Genomic DNA, 15495 nt, shown 5'->3' with positions numbered 1-15495 from the left:
GTGTCGAGATGTGAAGAGCGAAAATCACAAATCTCTCTTTTTCGACTATGTAAATAATTGACAAGCGACGCGAATATCCACGCGATCGCTCTGAGCGCGACTAGCCTGGTCGACCTCTCGGTTACTCTCTGCGCAAACCGTTGAAACGGCTGCCGTTTCACCGCATCGCCATTGCCTCGCCGGGCTGCGCGTGGCCCGATACGAGGCATTGCGATCTGAAAGCGTCGCGCTGGCTGCTCGCGGCGGCCTGACTGAAACCCTTGCTCAGCGCGTCGAACTCGACTTGCGCGGCGCTCTGGGCGCACGAGGCCGCGCCGATATCGCGGCCCTGCGCGTGGAGCATCGCGCGATCGGCGACGAGATATGCGACGAGCGCGAACACGACGGCCTTGAAAGCTTTTTTCATGCTTGTCTCCTTGCGTTCTAGGCTAAGGGCCAGCCGGCTCCGGGCAAATCAGGGCAACCCCGAACCGAACGTATGATTTATTCGACGCGACGGCCGCACGACCCGTCATCGGTAAAAATGTCAACGCCATCCGACGCAATGAATTTGATACGCCGCAATTCCCCAAAATCTTTTCTTTTCGGTTATGCTCGTTAACCCTTAGGAATACGCCTAGCGTATTCGGGTTGCGCTTCCGGATCCAAATCTCCGCGCATCTCGTCCTGCCTTACATTCCACTGTCGCCACGCGCTTCCAGCGAGCACGTCCATCGCGTGCTGGCCGTGCCTTGCGCCTGATTCAACTCAAGCATATGCATCTGCCGTCCGTTCTCAGCTTTCTCATCTGGATTCCCGTGGTGTCGGGCATCTTCGTGCTGACCTTCAGCGCGTCGGCCACGCTTTCGCGCGCCGTCGCCCTGTTCGGCGCGATTCTCGGCCTGCTGCCGGTCGTGCCGTTGCTGTCGCGCTTCGATGCGTCGTCGAGCGCGATGCAGTTCGTCGAGCGCGTCGAGTGGCTGCCGCAGTTCGGCATCTCGTACCATCTGGGCGTCGATGGCATTTCGCTGTGGTTCACCGTGCTCACGGCGGTGACCACGCTCATCATCTTCATCGCTTCGTGGCAGTCGGTCACGAAGCAGGTCGCGCAGTATTACGGCGCGTTTCTCGTGCTCTCGGGCTGCATGCAGGGCGTATTCGCGTCGCTCGACGGCATGCTGTTCTTCGTGTTCTTCGAGGCGTCGCTGATTCCGCTGTATCTGCTGATCGGCACATGGGGCGGCGAGAGGCGCGTGTATGCGGCCATCCGCTTCTTCTTTTTCTCGCTGCTCGGCTCGCTCGCGATGCTGGCCGCGCTGATCTATCTCTGGACGCAGGCGCATACCTTCGATATCGACGCATGGCGTCAGCTGAAGCTCGGCTTCACGCCGCAGATCGTCGTCTTCGTCTGTTTCCTCGCGGCTTTTTCGGTCAAGGTGCCGATGTTCCCGGTTCACACGTGGCTCCCCGACGTGAACTCGGAAGGCCCGACGGGCGCCGCGGTGCTGCTCGGCATGCTCAAGATCGGCGGTTACGGCATGTTGCGCTACGTGTTGCCGATCGTGCCCGACGCCTCCCACTTCTTCGCCCCGGCGATGATCGCGCTGTCGCTCGTCGCCGTGATCTACGGCAGCCTCGTCGCGCTCGCGCAGACGGACATGCGCAAGCTGCTCGCCTACTCGGCGGTCGCGCACATGGGTCTCGTGACGCTCGGCCTCTTCACCTTCGACCGCATGGGCACCGAAGGCGCGGTCGTGCAGATGCTGTCGTACGGCATCGTGTCCGGCGCGATGCTGCTGTGCACGGGCGTGCTCGTCGAGCGCACGAAGAACGGTTCGATCGATGCCTACGGTGGCGTCGCCAACACGATGCCCCGCTTCGCCGTCTGCGCGATGCTGTTCTCGATGGCCAATGTCGGCCTGCCCGGCACGTCGGGTTTCGTCGGCGAATTTCTGGTGCTGATGGGCGCCATCCGCCTGAATTTCTGGATCGGCGCGGCGGCGGCATCGTCGCTGATCCTGAGCGCGGCCTACACGCTGTGGATGGTCAAGCGCGTGATCTTCGGCGCGGTGAAGAACGAGCGTGTGGCCGGCCTGCGCGATCTCGGCAAGCGCGAACTCGCGCTGTTCGGCGCGATGGCCGTGCTGGTGCTCGGGATCGGCGTGCATCCGAAGACGTTCACGGACGCGATGGGCCCGTCCGTCGAGAACCTGATGTCGGCGGTACAGGGCTCCACATTGCCCGACGATGCCGGCGCGCCTTCCTACAACGCGCGTCATGAAACGGTATCCGTGCGCTCACCGGGCTGAAGTCGTCAAGCGGGCGCGGCATGCCGATGCACAAGCGGCAGCCGCACCTGGAACGTGGTCCCGCCTTCGTTCGCGACCACGGTGAGCCTGCCGTCATGCCGATGCACCACGGTCCGGTACGCGATGTGCAATCCGAGACCGTTGCCCTTGCCCGGCGGCTTGGTCGTAAAAAACGGCTCGAAGAGCCGGGGCATCACATCCTCCGGGATGCCGGGTCCGGTATCCGAGATTTCGATCACCGCGCAGTTGCCTTCCCGATGCGAGCGGATCGTGAGCTCGCCGCTTTCGTCCATCGCATCGACAGCGTTGTCGATCAGATTGGTCCACACCTGATTCAACTCGCTGCCGTACACCGGCACGGGCGGCAGCGCGCGATCGTAGTCGCGCGTGACGGTGACGCCATGCTTCAGACGATGCTGCATGATGGTCAACGTATCCTCGATACCGTTGTGGATATCGACCACCTGCAGCGGCGCCTGATCCATGTACGAGTAGGACTTCATCGCCTTCACGATCTCCGAGATGCGCCCCGCGCCGAGCCAGGTCTGCTCGGACAGAAAGCGCATTTCGAAGGTCGCGGCGAGCCAGCCGATAGCCGCGCCGAATTGCTCGCGGCTCACGCGTGACGCAATGGCTTCGAGTTCGTCCGGCGCGAAGCCGGCCGCCACGAGCCGCGGCGCGATCAGCCAGGGTTTCTCCAGTCCGTGCGACGAAAGCCACTGCGCGAATTGGTCTTCGGCTTCGCTCTGCCGCAATGCGCCCTGAGGCGTGGCATCGACGGCGGGCGGCGCGCGGCTCGCCCATTCATCGAGCGTATCCATGATGCCGGCGGGCAGCGCGCTGAGGACGAGCGCGCGCGTCGCCCGGTGCAGGCTGTCGAGCGAATCGCGCATGCCGTCCGCCGCGCGCGCCACGGCCGCCGCCGGATTGTTCAGCTCGTGCGCCAGCCCCGCCGACAACCGGCCGAGCGCGGCCAGCTTCTCGCCGCTGAGAATGAACATGTCGTATGCGCTGATGCGGCCGTACATCGACCGGAAGATCTGGCTGCTGAAGGACTCGCATTCGTTCATCAGCGTGCGCACGACGCTTTCCGTCAGCGAGACAAGATAGCAATCGGTGCTGGCGGTGAAGGTCAAGGGCAGCGGCATCCGCGCGAGCAGCGAAGCCTCCGCGATCGAAACCGGCGCCGCGCGCGTGTCGTCGATCACCTGCCGGCCCGCGACACGCTTTTCCGTCAGCAGTTCGCCTTCGAGCAGGATGAAGTGATGCGTGACGGTCTGCCCTTCGCGCATCAGAATCTCGCCGCGCTTCAGACGAAGCTCGCTCAGATTCGAGAGCAGCCATTGCTTGCGCCCGCCGGACAGCCCGGCGAAGAGCGGCATCTCGAAGAGCATCGATGGATCGCTCATGGATTCGCGAGATATTGATGAATGAAGTGCACGGCGATCGAGCCCTCGCCCACCGCGGCCGCGACGCGCTTGACGGAATCGGCGCGCACATCGCCCGCCGCGAAGATGCCGGGCACGCTCGTTTCGAGCAGGAACGGATCGCGGCCGGGCTGCCATCCCGCAGGCGCGCGGCCGCCTTTGACGAGCGCGCGGCCCGTCAGCAGAAAACCGTGCTCGTCGCGTTCGACGACGCCGCGCAGCCATTCCGTGCACGGCGCCGCGCCGATGAACACGAAAAGGCCGCTCGCCGGGACCGTTTCCGAACGCCCGGTCTGCACGTCGCGCAACGTGATCTCCGCGAGGTGGCCGTCGCCGCTTACGCTCTCGACTTCGGTATGCGGCCGCACGCGAATCGTCTCGGTCTCGTGAATCTGTTCGACGAGATAGTGCGACATGCCCACGCTCAGCGATGGTCCGCGACAGAGAATCGTCACCGAGCGCGCGTACTTCGACAGGAACATCGCGCCCTGACCCGCCGAATTCGCGCCGCCGACGATATAGAGATCCTGATTCGAGCAGGCGACCGCTTCGACCAGCGCCGCGCCGTAATACACGCCGGCGCCGGTGAGTTCCTGCACGCCGCGCGCTTCGAGCTTGCGGTACGACACGCCGCTCGCGACCATCAGCGCGAGACAGCTCACTTCCGATCCATCGGAGAGTCTGACGAACTTGTACGGCGGCTCGATGCGCAGTCCAACCGCGTGCTGCGTGAGGATCATCTCCGCGCCGAAGCGACGCGCCTGCGCGAGCGCGCGCCTCGACAGGTCCGCTCCGCTCACGCCCGACGGAAAGCCGAGATAGTTGTCGATGTGCGAGCTCGTGCCCGCCTGGCCGCCGGGCGCATCGCATTCGATGATCGCGACATGCAGCCCTTCCGATGCGCCGTACACGGCCGCCGCCAGTCCGGCCGGCCCGCCGCCGACGATGACGAGGTCGTAGAACGGCGTCGTCGAGCGCGTGTGCAGCCCGACCTTCTCGGCGATCTGCGCGATCGTCGGGCGGCTCGTGACGGTGCCGTCCTCGAACACGACCACGGGCAACTGACGCTGACCGGGAGCGAGCGCGTTCAGGAGCGGATCGGCCTCGGCGTGCCGTTCGACGTCGAACCAGCGAAACGGAATGTGATTGCGCGCCATGAAGTCGCGCAACTGATGCCCTTGCGGCGACCAGCGATGATCGAGAATCCGGATGCCCTGAAACGCCGAGCGCGAGGACGCGTGCCAGTCGGCGAGCAGATCGTCGAGCGCGGGATAGAAATTCTGCTCAGGCGGATGCCAGGGCTTGAGCAGATACTGATCGAGATGCACCGTGTTGATCGCGCGGATGGCGGCATCGGTGTCGGCGTAGGCGGTCAGCAGCACGCGCTTCGCTTCGGGAAACAGTTCGATGGCCTGTTCGAGGAACTCGATGCCGCTCATCTTCGGCATGCGCTGATCCGCGATGAACAGCGCCACGGAACGATTCTGCAGCCGCAAATGCTGCGCCGCTTCCAGCGCCGCCGGGCCCGAATTCATGCGCACGATCTGATAGTGCTCGCCGTAGGCGACCTGCAGATCGCGCGCGACCGCGCCGGCCACGATCGGGTCGTCGTCCACGGCGAGGATCACGGGCTTGTCCATGATGGTTCGTGCGCCCATGCGTGCGGCGCGGCTTCCGTTGCAGACATTGTAGACGCTGCGGTGAGGAGGTTTCGGGCAGCTTTCGGCATTCACAGGACAGCGCCGGCGAGCCGTTGCTCGTCATGCGCCTCGCGAGCTGCCGCCCGCTAGCGGCAGCGTCACGCAAAAGACCGTTTCGTCGCTACTCGCGCTTCCGCTCAAAACGAGCGGAAAGCTCGGGAAAACCCGCGGACATCATCCTGCGACGACGTCAAAGTTTGTTGATTTGACATTTAGTTTTCCACGTCCCGTTGCGCTTCTCCGACGCGTTCGTATGCTGGCAACACCTGCTCAATCGAGTAGGTTTCTTTGAGAACATAGACATATGCCAAAAAGCAAGCATAACGAATCATATAGCGGAGACCGAACATGATGCGACGATTCGCAGTAGTCGGGGACAAGCTCAGTAACAACGGAGAAATCTGCGATTACAAAGGGCTGATTTTCATGTTGGGTGGACATCAGGCCGCCCTCATCGATGGGGCAGCCTATTGTCCAATCTGCAAGACAACCGGATACATCGCCAAGGAAGGCGGCCCACGTCGAATGACCTTAGGTGCAAGCGAGATAGCGCTGGAGAATGATGTTGTCGTCTGTGGTTGCCTGGAACATCCCCGCATCTTTGCGAAGCTCGCGGGAGAGGCGTGGTACGACGATCTTGCGGAAAATCTTGGCGTCATTGGTTCGCGTGCTGCGTCAAACGGGTCGATCGACGAGGCGACCAAGCGGAAGCGAAATGAAGACAAGCATACGAGCTGGTTCTACGTACGGGACCGCGTTACCGGCGAGCCGCTGCGTAATCGGAATTTCGTCGCTCACGTAGCCGGAATTAACCAATCCGGCAGAACGGACGACAGTGGCTACGCAAAGATAGAAACAGACTGTGAGAGTGCTATCGATATGCACGTCGTTTTCTCGTCGCCCAAACGCGATTTAAGTCCGGGGAGAGCCGCGTAAGTATATGGCCGCAGATTACGACATTGAACATTGGACATCCACGCGTTCGGCACTGGGAGGTAGCAAAAATAACGCAATATCGATCTCTGTGGATAATCAAGCCGCAACTCGGCACGTGATTATCAATGCGCTGCGCAAACAAGGCTATGAGCTGATCGAGCGATCGGATTGGCACGCAAAACTCCCGAGTGGTAACTTGCGCGAGAGTCATTGGGATTATCAGGACATTGTTTTGCATCACGCAGGCCGTAGCTACTCCTGTGGCGCGCCGTCCATTGAAGAAATGCAACGTGTGCAAGCCGAGGATATGGGTAGAAGCCCGCCCTTCGACGATGCAGGATACCACTACGCTATCTCGTGCCAAGGTGAAATATACGAGGGCCGTGATATTAGATTTACCGGCGAACACGTTGCTGGCGACAATACGGGCAAGATTGGAATAGTTTTTCTTGCGGACCTTGTGCAGGCGGGTGAGGCCTATAAAGAGGAATATAGCCGCTTGTCCTTCGTTGATAAGCTTAAGAACCTTCGCGGAATCTTAACCGATCAGATCGTTCTTAAGCATGACAAGCCGACGCTCGAACAGATCAGAGCAAGCAGAACGTTGTGCAGCGTGCTAAAGGATTTTTTTAATATTAAAAGACTAGGTGGGCATCGAGAATATCAGCGGCTTGCAACAAACAAGGGGCGAGCATGTCCCGGAAATCTGGGAATGGATATTGTCAAATTGCTGCGCTCAGAGCTTCGCTTATCTGATCCCGGGGCGTAATCTGTTATGAGAATAAAGAGGGGCGTTGCCTTTTCTTTGATGATTGTAGCTTTGCTCATCCTCGGCTTTTGTCTAAGCGTTGGATATTACCACTCTTATATAGATCATGAGGACAATGTAATTTACTTCTTGAAAAAACGACCAACGCTAAGGAGAGAGTTCATCAATCCATTTGCGAATGAAGGAAATCCGTTGCCTTTGAATGAGCTAACGCCGGACGTACGAAAAGCGCTATCCGACTATTGCAAATATGCGTACGGAAAATTGGTCGGCGACGAGAAGTCCCTGAAAGACTGCAGGGAACGGATGATACGGGAAGTTCAATAATCGAACGCACGGTACGTCACATTGTCTGCCAAGGCCAGTCGCTCTCGCTTGCGCGAACTCGCGAGAGCGCCATCCAAATTCGGACACCCGTATCACCATCACTGATCGATGCGATGAATCGGGTGCGATTTCCCCCGCAACAAGACTTCACGTCCCCAATCACCCCGAAAGGCTTATGATAAGCACCTGCCGCCGTTCGCATCCACGCCCGCAAAGCGTGGAAACGCGCCACACTCGGCAAGGATCGAGAAGCACGCTAACATCTGATCATACGCGGACCGCACGCCCGCCTTGCATCGCCTGCTCCACCCGAAATTTGAAATGCAATCGTTCGATATGCAGTCAATGGAGGCCTGGACATGAAGAAGAATTCCGCAGCCGTCTGGATCCTGGTCGCGATGGTCATCGGCATCGGGGTCGGCTACATGATCTACACGAGCTTTCCCGACAAGAAGACCGCCACCGAAGTCGCCGGCTACATCGCGCTCGTGTCGGACGTCTTTCTGCGGCTCATCAAGATGCTGATCGGGCCGCTCGTGTTTTCCACGCTGGTCGTAGGCATCGCGCACATGGGCGACGCGGCCTCCGTCGGGCGTGTGTTCGCCAAGGCGCTGGGCTGGTTCATCACCGCCTCGCTCGTTTCCCTGCTGCTCGGCCTGCTGATGTCGAATCTGCTCAGACCCGGCGACAACCTGGGCTTGCCATTGCCCGACATCGGCGCATCGGCGAATCTCGCGACTTCGAAATTCACGCTGAAGGACTTCGTCGGCCACATGGTGCCGCGCTCGTTCGCCGAAGCGATGGCCAATAACGAGATCCTGCAGATCGTCGTTTTCTCGATGTTCTTCGGCGTCGCGCTCGCCGCGCTCGGCGATAAAGGCAAGGTCCTGCTCGCCGCGATCGATCAGCTTTCGCACGTGATGCTGAAGATCACCGGCTACGTGATGAAGCTCGCGCCGCTCGCCGTGCTCTCCGCGATGGCCGCCACCGTCGCGGTCAACGGGCTGACCATCCTGCTGAAGTTCGCCGTCTTCATGGCGGACTTCTATCTCAGCCTGTTTCTGCTGTGGGGCCTGCTGGTGCTCGCGGGCTTTGCGTTTCTGCGGCGGCGCGTCTTCAGGCTGCTGTCGCTCATCAAGGAAGCGTTCATGCTTTCGTTCGCGACCGCCAGTTCCGAAGCCGCGTATCCGAAGATCCTCGACGCGCTCGATCGCTTCGGCGTAAAGCGCAAGATCTCCAGCTTCGTGATGCCGATGGGCTACTCGTTCAACCTCGACGGCTCGATGATGTACTGCACCTTCGCGACGCTCTTCATCGCGCAGGCGTACAACATCCATCTGTCGCTCAGCACGCAGATCACGATGCTGCTGATCCTGATGCTGACGTCGAAGGGCATGGCCGGCGTGCCGCGCGCGTCGCTGGTCGTGATCGCGGCCACGCTCAATCACTTCAACATTCCCGAGGCGGGCCTGCTGCTGATCCTCGGCGTGGACACCTTCCTCGACATGGGCCGCTCCGCCACGAACGCGGTCGGCAATTCCATCGCGAGCGCGGTGGTCGCCAAGTGGGAAGGCGAGCTGTTGTCGGAACGGGACGCGGCAGCCAATGCGGCGCGCATCGAAGCCGAACAGGAAGCCTCGCTGGCGCATCCGGCGCAGGTCTGAAGGAGGCGAGCCATGAAGACGCAGCGCTTCTGGGCGGCGCTGGCTCTGGCCAGCCTGCTCGCCGTGGCCTTCGGCGCGCGCGCGGCCGACGACGTGCAGACGCCTCCGCCGAACAACGACGCCTACGCGCCCGCAACCTTGTCGGGCACGCTCGCCAAGGCGCGCGACACAGGCACGATCGCGCTCGGCTATCGCGAATCGTCGGTACCGTTCTCCTACCTCAATGCGCGCAAGGAGCCGATCGGCTATTCCATCGAACTGTGCAAGGCGCTCGTCGCAGCGGTCGGCAATGCGATCCACAAGACCCTGAAGATTCAGTGGGTGCCGGTGACGCCCGAGAATCGTATCGATGCGGTCGCCGATGGCCGCGTCGATCTCGAATGCGGCTCGACCACGAGCAACGTCGAGCGGCAAAAGCGCGTGGCCTTCTCGCCGATCTTCTTCGTGGCCGGCACCAAGGTGATGGTCAAAAAAGGCTCGCCGATCCGGTCGTTTCGCGATCTCGCGGGAAAGAAGGTCGCGGTGACGGCAGGCACCACCAACGAAAAGGCGCTGCGCGACATCGACAAGAAGTTCGGCCTCGGCATTCAGTTGCAGGTCGTGCCGGACCACGCGGAAGGCTTCGCGCGCGTGGCGAACGGCCAGGCCGATGCATTCGCCACCGACGACGTGCTGCTGTACGGCCTCATCGCCGAGAACGCGGCGAAGGGCGGCGCCTATCAGGTGATCGGCGATTATCTGTCGTATGACCCGTACGGCATCATGTATCGCAAGAACGATCCGCAACTCGCGCAAGTGGTGAGGGACACGTTCCAGGAACTCGCGGCGGACGGCGAAATCGAGCGGCAGTACAAGCGCTGGTTCCTGCAACGTCTGCCGTCGGGCACGAGCCTCGACATGCCGATGAGCGCGCAGCTCGAAAGCATCATCGAGACGATGGCGGGCGGCGAGGCGCAGTGAGCGCGCGCCGCTATTCGTCCACCAGTTGGCGCACGCGCGCGGCGAGCGTTTCGATCGCGAACGGCTTGGTCAGCACCTGCATGCCGGGCTCCAGGCGGCCGTTGCCGATCACGGAGTTTTCCGCGTAGCCGGTGATGAAAAGCACCTTCAGATCGGGGCGCGTCTGCCGCGCGGCATCGGCCATCTGGCGGCCGTTCATGCCGCCGGGAAGCCCGACATCGCTGATGAGCAGATCGACCCTGACATTCGACTGCAACAGCTTCAGCCCGGCCACGCTGTCGGCCGCTTCGATCACCTGATAGCCGGCCTCTTCCAGCACATCGACGATCAGCATGCGCACGCTCGGTTCATCGTCGACGATCAGCACCGTCTCGCCCGCCTCCGCGCCCGAGATGGGCGAAGCGGCGTGATCGGCGGCGTCGCCATCGACACCGCCATAGAAACGCGGCAGATAGATGCACACCGTCGTGCCCTGCCCGGCTTCCGAATAGATCCGCACCTGACCGCCCGATTGTCTCGCGAAGCCGTAGATCATCGAGAGTCCGAGGCCGGTGCCCATGCCGATCGGCTTGGTGGTGAAGAACGGATCGAACGCCTTCGCGATCACGTCGGGCGTCATGCCGGTTCCGGTGTCGGTCACGCACAGCGACAGGAACTGGCCTTCGGGCATGTCGTGGGTCTGGGCCGCGCGCCGGTCGATCCATCTGTTGGCGGTTTCGATCGTGATGCGTCCGCCGTCGGGCATCGCGTCTCTGGCATTGAGGCACAGGTTCAGCAGCGCGTTTTCGAGCTGCCCCGAATCGACCAGCGCGGGCCACAGGCCCGCCGCGCCGACAGCCTCGACCTTGATGCCCGGCCCGGCCGTGCGCTGGATCATATCGGTCATGCCGTTCACGAGCGCGTTGACATCCGTGGGCCGCGGATCGAGCGTTTGCCGCCGCGAAAACGCGAGCAGCCGGTGTGTCAGTGCCGCCGCGCGCCGCACCGCGCCTTGTGCCGCGACGACGTACTTGTCGACCTCGGCGATGCGCCCCTGGCTCAGCCGGATGCTCAGCAACTGCAGCGAGCCCGACACGCCCGCCAGCAGATTGTTGAAGTCGTGGGCGAGGCCGCCGGTGAGCTGGCCGACCGCTTCCATCTTCTGCGCCTGTCGCAGTTGCTCTTCCGCGCGCATCAGCTCCGCCGTGCGCTCCGCGACCCGCTGTTCGAGCGTCTCGTTGAGCGAGCGCAGCGACGCGTCCGCGCGATCGCGTTCCTCCTCTGCATGCTTGCGCGCCGAGATATCGCGAAACAGCACCGATACCTGCCGCAGGCTTGCCGGTTCGACGCGCGCCGCCGACACCTCGATGTGCCGTCCCGCTGTCAGAAAGTAGCGCTCGAATCGGGTTGGGACGCCGGTGCGCAGCACGGTGCCGTAGAGTTCGATCCAGTGGTCCGCCTCGGTCGGATCGATCTCGCGCAGGGTCTTGCCCATTACGTCCGGAATGCCCGTGTGCCGCTCGTATCCCGAGTTTGCTTCGACGTGAACGTAGTCGCTGAGCGGTCCATGCGGGCCGTCGAAGAATTCGATGATGCAGAAGCCATCGTCGATTGCGTTGAAGAGCGCGCGATAGCGCGCCACGGCGGAGAGACGATGTGCGTCGGAATCAGGGACTTGGGTCATCGGAGGGAATACGGTTGATCGCGCGGCGAGAGCTACGGCAACCCTAGCACACGGCGCACCCGATAAAAACGTCCTGTGCGCGCGACGAACTTTCGTCCAGTCCTCCGCGGTATTTCAGGCGGCGCTCGCCAGCATCACCCGATTGCGGCCGCGTGCCTTCGCGTCGTAGAGCGCCTCGTCGGCGGCGCGGATGAGCGCGCTCACGTCGTCATCGCGCTCTGGCCGCCAGCTCGCGAGGCCGATGCTCGCCGTGACGCGGCCGAACTCGCTGCCCGCGTGCTCGATCGACAGATCGCTGATGGCCGCGCGAATCTTCTCCGCGATTTTCGCGGCGCCGTCGGCGGGGGTGTCGGGCAACACGACGACGAATTCCTCGCCGCCATAGCGCGCGGCGGTATCGCCGGGCCGCCGGATGTTGTCGCCGATGCAGCGCGCGACGGCGGCGAGCGCGTCGTCGCCGGCCTGATGGCCGTAGGCATCGTTGAACGCCTTGAAGCGATCGATATCGACGAACAGCAGGGAAAAGAGACTGCGCGTGCGACACGCCCTGCGCCATTCCTGATCGAGAATCTCGCCCAGCGTGCGGCGATTGTGCAGCCCGGTCAGTCCATCGGTGCGCGCGAGCAATTGCAGTTCCGATTCCGCGCGCATGCGCCTTCTGAATTGCGCGGCGAGCACGAACGACAACGCGATGAAGCCGGCCGCGAGCACGCCCATCGACGAACCGATGATGAGCGCGCGCCGCCGCCACGCCGCGTAGATGTCCTCTTCTCCTTCGGCCACCATGATGATCAGCGGCAGGCTCGGAAAGTTGCGGAAATAATAGAGGCGGCGCCGGCCGTCGATCGACGATGTCTCCGTGAAGCTGCCCTGCTCGGCCGCGCGGAAGTGCCTGAAGGTGTCGGCCTTGCTGATGTCGCGGCCGATCACGAGCGGATCGAAGGGTTGACGCATGATCATCACGCCGTCGTGATTGATCAGCGACACGGCGCCGTGCGGCCCGAGCGAAAGTCCCGCGAAAAGATTGCGAAAGTATTCGAGGTTGATGGAGAGCATCGCGACGCCCGCGAACGAGCCGTCGGGATGCGAGAGCCTGCGGCTGAGCGCGATGCTGGGCGCGCCGCCGCGCAGTCGCGACGTGTAAGGGCTGCTGAGATAAAGCCCGGTGTCGGGGTTGTCGCGCTGAACCGTGAAGTAACGGCGGTCGGCAAAGTTACCCGCTCTGGGCGGCACGCTGCCGGAATCGATGACGATTTTGCCGGTCTCGTCGAGCACGAGGATCGAGCCCAGATCGCGGGCGGTCGCGGCCCGGTCGAACAGCACGTCGTTGCGCAGCCGGGGCGACAGGTTGATCACATCGTCGCGCTGTACGCCCTCGACGACGGCTTGCAGCGACAGCTCGTACAACTCGAAATTACGCTCGATATCGCGTTCGGCGAGCAGCGCCAGATTGCGCGACGTGTCGCGCGCGCGATCGAGCGCATCGACTCTGCCCTGATACAGAACCAGCGCGCATAGCCCCATCATGACGAGCGCGATGAGCGTGCCGCACAGCACGATGACGTTCGGCGTCGATGTTCGCGCGCGCGGCGGCGGCTGCGTGTTGAGACTCGGGTTGTAGATTTTTTCGGTTGCCACTATTTGGGTGTCCCCGGAATCCTGACTCGCGAGTTTTTGTTTGCTCTGAACGGTCCTCGGTCAGCGAGCAGGTCGTTATTCTCTCCTATTTGTCTGATTCAGGTGTGGGGAAGGGATTTTGGACGCATCGCAATACAAACCAACGATATCTCAACGACGCCCCTCCGCCCGCTTGAGCCTGCCGCTGTAATACCGCTCGCGCGAAACGCGGATCGCCGTGTCGAAGTCCGGTTCCGTCGCGAGATGCTTGTGATCCACGCTGACGAGCCATCCTTGCGCGGAACGGCACCAGCGGATTCGCCCTTCGTCGTAGAGTTCGGAGAACCAGCGCCAGAGCGTCGCGTCCTCCTTGTCGGCGAGCTTGGCCGCGTCGCTTCGCACCTTGTCTTGAATGATCGCCAGCATGGTCGTCGTGGCCTCAGGCCAGTTCGTTCGCGAGTTCCGGCACGAGCGTGAAGAGATCGCCGACGAGACCGTAATCGGCCACGCTGAAAATCGGCGCTTCCGGGTCCTTGTTGATCGCGACGATGACCTTCGAATCCTTCATGCCCGCGAGATGCTGGATCGCGCCCGAGATGCCGACAGCCACGTACAGTTGCGGCGCGACGATCTTGCCGGTTTGACCGACCTGATAATCGTTCGGCACATAGCCCGCATCGACTGCTGCGCGCGATGCGCCCAAGGCCGCGTTGAGTTTGTCGGCGAGCGGTTCCAGCGTCTTCGTATAGTTCTCGCCGCTGCCGAGGCCGCGTCCGCCCGACACGATGATATTTGCGCTCGTCAACTCCGGACGATCGAGCTTCGTCACTTCACGGCTCACGAACTGCGAGATGCCTGCGTCGGCTGCGGCTTCGATCTTTTCGATCTGAGCGTTACCGCCTTCGGCCGCAACCGGATCAAAACCCGTCGCGCGCACCGTGATGACCTTGATCGGATCGCTCGATTGCACCGTGGCGATGGCATTGCCCGCGTAGATTGGACGCTCGAACGTGTCGGCACTATCGACGGCGGTGATATCGCTGATCTGCGCGACATCGAGATGTGCGGCGATACGCGGCGCGATGTTCTTACCGTAAGCCGTCGCGGGCGCGAAGATGTGCGAATAGTTTTTCGCGATGTTCAGTACAGTGCCTTCGATGTTTTCAGCCAGGCCGTCCGCGAGTTGAGGCGCATCGGCGAGCAGCACTTTCGAAACGCCCGCGATCTTCGCCGCCGCATCCGCCGCGCTCTGTGCATTCGAACCTGCGATCAGCACATGCACATCGCCACCGATCTTCAACGCAGCCGCAATCGTATTCAACGTCGCTGCCTTGATCGACGCGTTATCGTGTTCCGCAATAACTAAAGTCGTCATCAGATTACCTTCGCTTCGTTCTTCAGTTTCTCGACCAGCGTCTTCACGTCCGGCACCGTAATGCCCGCGCTGCGCTTCGGTGGCTCGACGACTTTCAGCGTCTTCAGACGCGGCGTAACATCGACGCCCAGATCGGCGGGCTTCACCGTCGTCAGCGTCTTCTTCTTCGCCTTCATGATGTTCGGCAGCGTCACGTAGCGCGGCTCGTTCAGGCGCAGATCGGTGGTGACCACAGCGGGAAGCTTCAAAGAAAGCGTTTCAGCACCGCCATCGACTTCACGCGATAAAGTCGCCTTGCCATCCGCGACCACGACTTTCGATGCGAACGTCGCCTGCGGCAGACCTGCCAATGCTGCAAGCATCTGACCGGTCTGATTCGAGTCGTCGTCGATAGCCTGCTTGCCGAGGATGATCAAATCAGGCTTCTCCTGATCGACTAGCGCCTTCAACAGCTTCGCGACGGCCAGAGGCTGCAAGTCCTCCGACGTCTCCACCAACACAGCGCGATCCGCGCCGATGGCCAGCGCGGTACGCAACGTCTCCTGACACTGCGTCACGCCGCACGACACGGCGATAACTTCCGTCGCAACGCCCGCTTCCTTCAATCGCACCGCTTCTTCAACAGCGATCTCGTCGAACGGATTCATCGACATCTTCACGTTGGCGATATCGACGCCCGTGTTATCCGACTTCACCCGGACCTTCACGTTGTAGTCGACCACGCGCTTCACAGGTACAAGTATCTTCAAATCCATCTCCCGGTTCGTTT

At 62.0% G+C, this 15495-nt stretch carries 13 protein-coding genes; 5 read left to right on the top strand and 8 right to left on the bottom strand.

Annotated features, from left to right (window positions below):
• Window positions 1-157: 157 nt before the first annotated feature.
• Window positions 158-406, bottom strand: coding sequence for an adhesin (locus tag ACEN42_RS26400; RefSeq protein WP_238212037.1), 249 nt, complete (start codon window positions 404-406; stop codon window positions 158-160).
• 349 nt (window positions 407-755) lie between these two features.
• Here ACEN42_RS26400 and ACEN42_RS26395 point away from each other — a divergent pair, with 349 nt between their 5' ends.
• On the top strand, window positions 756-2288 hold the full coding sequence (locus tag ACEN42_RS26395; RefSeq protein WP_371885074.1) for a NuoM family protein: 1533 nt from the start codon (window positions 756-758) through the stop codon (window positions 2286-2288).
• Between the two features lie 5 nt (window positions 2289-2293).
• Here ACEN42_RS26395 and ACEN42_RS26390 read toward each other — a convergent pair whose 3' ends face one another.
• Together ACEN42_RS26390 and ACEN42_RS26385 are read right to left on the bottom strand one after the other, a co-directional pair.
• Window positions 2294-3697, bottom strand: a complete 1404-nt coding sequence (locus ACEN42_RS26390; RefSeq protein ID WP_371884857.1) for an ATP-binding protein — start codon at window positions 3695-3697, stop codon at window positions 2294-2296.
• Window positions 3694-5355, bottom strand: coding sequence for an FAD-dependent oxidoreductase (locus ACEN42_RS26385; protein ID WP_371884856.1), 1662 nt, complete (start codon window positions 5353-5355; stop codon window positions 3694-3696). The genes ACEN42_RS26390 and ACEN42_RS26385 overlap by 4 nt, the downstream gene beginning before the upstream one ends.
• Window positions 5356-5763: 408 nt before the next feature.
• Here ACEN42_RS26385 and ACEN42_RS26380 point away from each other — a divergent pair, with 408 nt between their 5' ends.
• The 4 genes from ACEN42_RS26380 to ACEN42_RS26365 all read left to right on the top strand — a co-directional run bounded on the left by ACEN42_RS26380 (window position 5764) and on the right by ACEN42_RS26365 (window position 10071).
• A complete protein-coding gene (locus tag ACEN42_RS26380) occupies window positions 5764-6351 on the top strand; it encodes a PAAR domain-containing protein (RefSeq protein ID WP_371884855.1) in 588 nt (195 codons plus the stop codon).
• 4 nt (window positions 6352-6355) lie between these two features.
• A complete protein-coding gene (locus ACEN42_RS26375; protein ID WP_371884854.1) occupies window positions 6356-7120 on the top strand; it encodes a peptidoglycan recognition family protein in 765 nt (254 codons plus the stop codon).
• Window positions 7121-7806: 686 nt separating this feature from the next.
• The gene (locus ACEN42_RS26370) at window positions 7807-9111 is read left to right on the top strand and encodes a dicarboxylate/amino acid:cation symporter (RefSeq protein WP_035503884.1); all 1305 of its coding nucleotides are present in this window, start codon (window positions 7807-7809) and stop codon (window positions 9109-9111) included.
• 12 nt (window positions 9112-9123) lie between these two features.
• A complete protein-coding gene (locus ACEN42_RS26365; protein ID WP_371884853.1) occupies window positions 9124-10071 on the top strand; it encodes an amino acid ABC transporter substrate-binding protein in 948 nt (315 codons plus the stop codon).
• A gap of 10 nt (window positions 10072-10081) precedes the next feature.
• Here ACEN42_RS26365 and ACEN42_RS26360 read toward each other — a convergent pair whose 3' ends face one another.
• The 5 genes from ACEN42_RS26360 to ACEN42_RS26340 form a co-directional block, all read right to left on the bottom strand.
• The gene (locus ACEN42_RS26360; RefSeq protein ID WP_250486320.1) at window positions 10082-11734 is read right to left on the bottom strand and encodes a response regulator; all 1653 of its coding nucleotides are present in this window, start codon (window positions 11732-11734) and stop codon (window positions 10082-10084) included.
• Window positions 11735-11848: 114 nt separating this feature from the next.
• Window positions 11849-13372, bottom strand: a complete 1524-nt coding sequence (locus ACEN42_RS26355; protein WP_371884852.1) for a diguanylate cyclase — start codon at window positions 13370-13372, stop codon at window positions 11849-11851.
• 150 nt (window positions 13373-13522) lie between these two features.
• A complete protein-coding gene (locus tag ACEN42_RS26350) occupies window positions 13523-13777 on the bottom strand; it encodes a hypothetical protein (RefSeq protein ID WP_238292097.1) in 255 nt (84 codons plus the stop codon).
• A gap of 13 nt (window positions 13778-13790) precedes the next feature.
• On the bottom strand, window positions 13791-14726 hold the full coding sequence (locus tag ACEN42_RS26345) for an electron transfer flavoprotein subunit alpha/FixB family protein (RefSeq protein ID WP_371884851.1): 936 nt from the start codon (window positions 14724-14726) through the stop codon (window positions 13791-13793).
• Complete coding sequence (locus tag ACEN42_RS26340) at window positions 14726-15475, bottom strand: electron transfer flavoprotein subunit beta/FixA family protein (RefSeq protein WP_371884850.1); 750 nt, start codon at window positions 15473-15475, stop codon at window positions 14726-14728. The genes ACEN42_RS26345 and ACEN42_RS26340 overlap by 1 nt, the downstream gene beginning before the upstream one ends.
• Window positions 15476-15495 lie beyond the last annotated feature (20 nt).

The organism is Caballeronia sp. S22, assembly GCF_964261745.1.
GTDB classification, from domain to species: Bacteria; Pseudomonadota; Gammaproteobacteria; order Burkholderiales; family Burkholderiaceae; genus Caballeronia; species Caballeronia jiangsuensis.
Note: the sequence above shows the minus strand (reverse complement) of the source record. Positions and strands in the feature narration are given on the sequence as shown.

Coding starts and splice junctions, on each gene's coding strand:
- ACEN42_RS26370 (WP_035503884.1), top strand. CDS start 7,807: ATGAAGAAGAATTCCGCAGCCGTCTGGATCCTGGTCGCGATGGTCATC.
- ACEN42_RS26380 (WP_371884855.1), top strand. CDS start 5,764: ATGATGCGACGATTCGCAGTAGTCGGGGACAAGCTCAGTAACAACGGA.
- ACEN42_RS26375 (WP_371884854.1), top strand. CDS start 6,356: ATGGCCGCAGATTACGACATTGAACATTGGACATCCACGCGTTCGGCA.
- ACEN42_RS26390 (WP_371884857.1), bottom strand. CDS start 3,697: ATGAGCGATCCATCGATGCTCTTCGAGATGCCGCTCTTCGCCGGGCTG.
- ACEN42_RS26360 (WP_250486320.1), bottom strand. CDS start 11,734: ATGACCCAAGTCCCTGATTCCGACGCACATCGTCTCTCCGCCGTGGCG.
- ACEN42_RS26385 (WP_371884856.1), bottom strand. CDS start 5,355: ATGGACAAGCCCGTGATCCTCGCCGTGGACGACGACCCGATCGTGGCC.
- ACEN42_RS26350 (WP_238292097.1), bottom strand. CDS start 13,777: ATGCTGGCGATCATTCAAGACAAGGTGCGAAGCGACGCGGCCAAGCTC.
- ACEN42_RS26345 (WP_371884851.1), bottom strand. CDS start 14,726: ATGACGACTTTAGTTATTGCGGAACACGATAACGCGTCGATCAAGGCA.
- ACEN42_RS26395 (WP_371885074.1), top strand. CDS start 756: ATGCATCTGCCGTCCGTTCTCAGCTTTCTCATCTGGATTCCCGTGGTG.
- ACEN42_RS26400 (WP_238212037.1), bottom strand. CDS start 406: ATGAAAAAAGCTTTCAAGGCCGTCGTGTTCGCGCTCGTCGCATATCTC.
- ACEN42_RS26365 (WP_371884853.1), top strand. CDS start 9,124: ATGAAGACGCAGCGCTTCTGGGCGGCGCTGGCTCTGGCCAGCCTGCTC.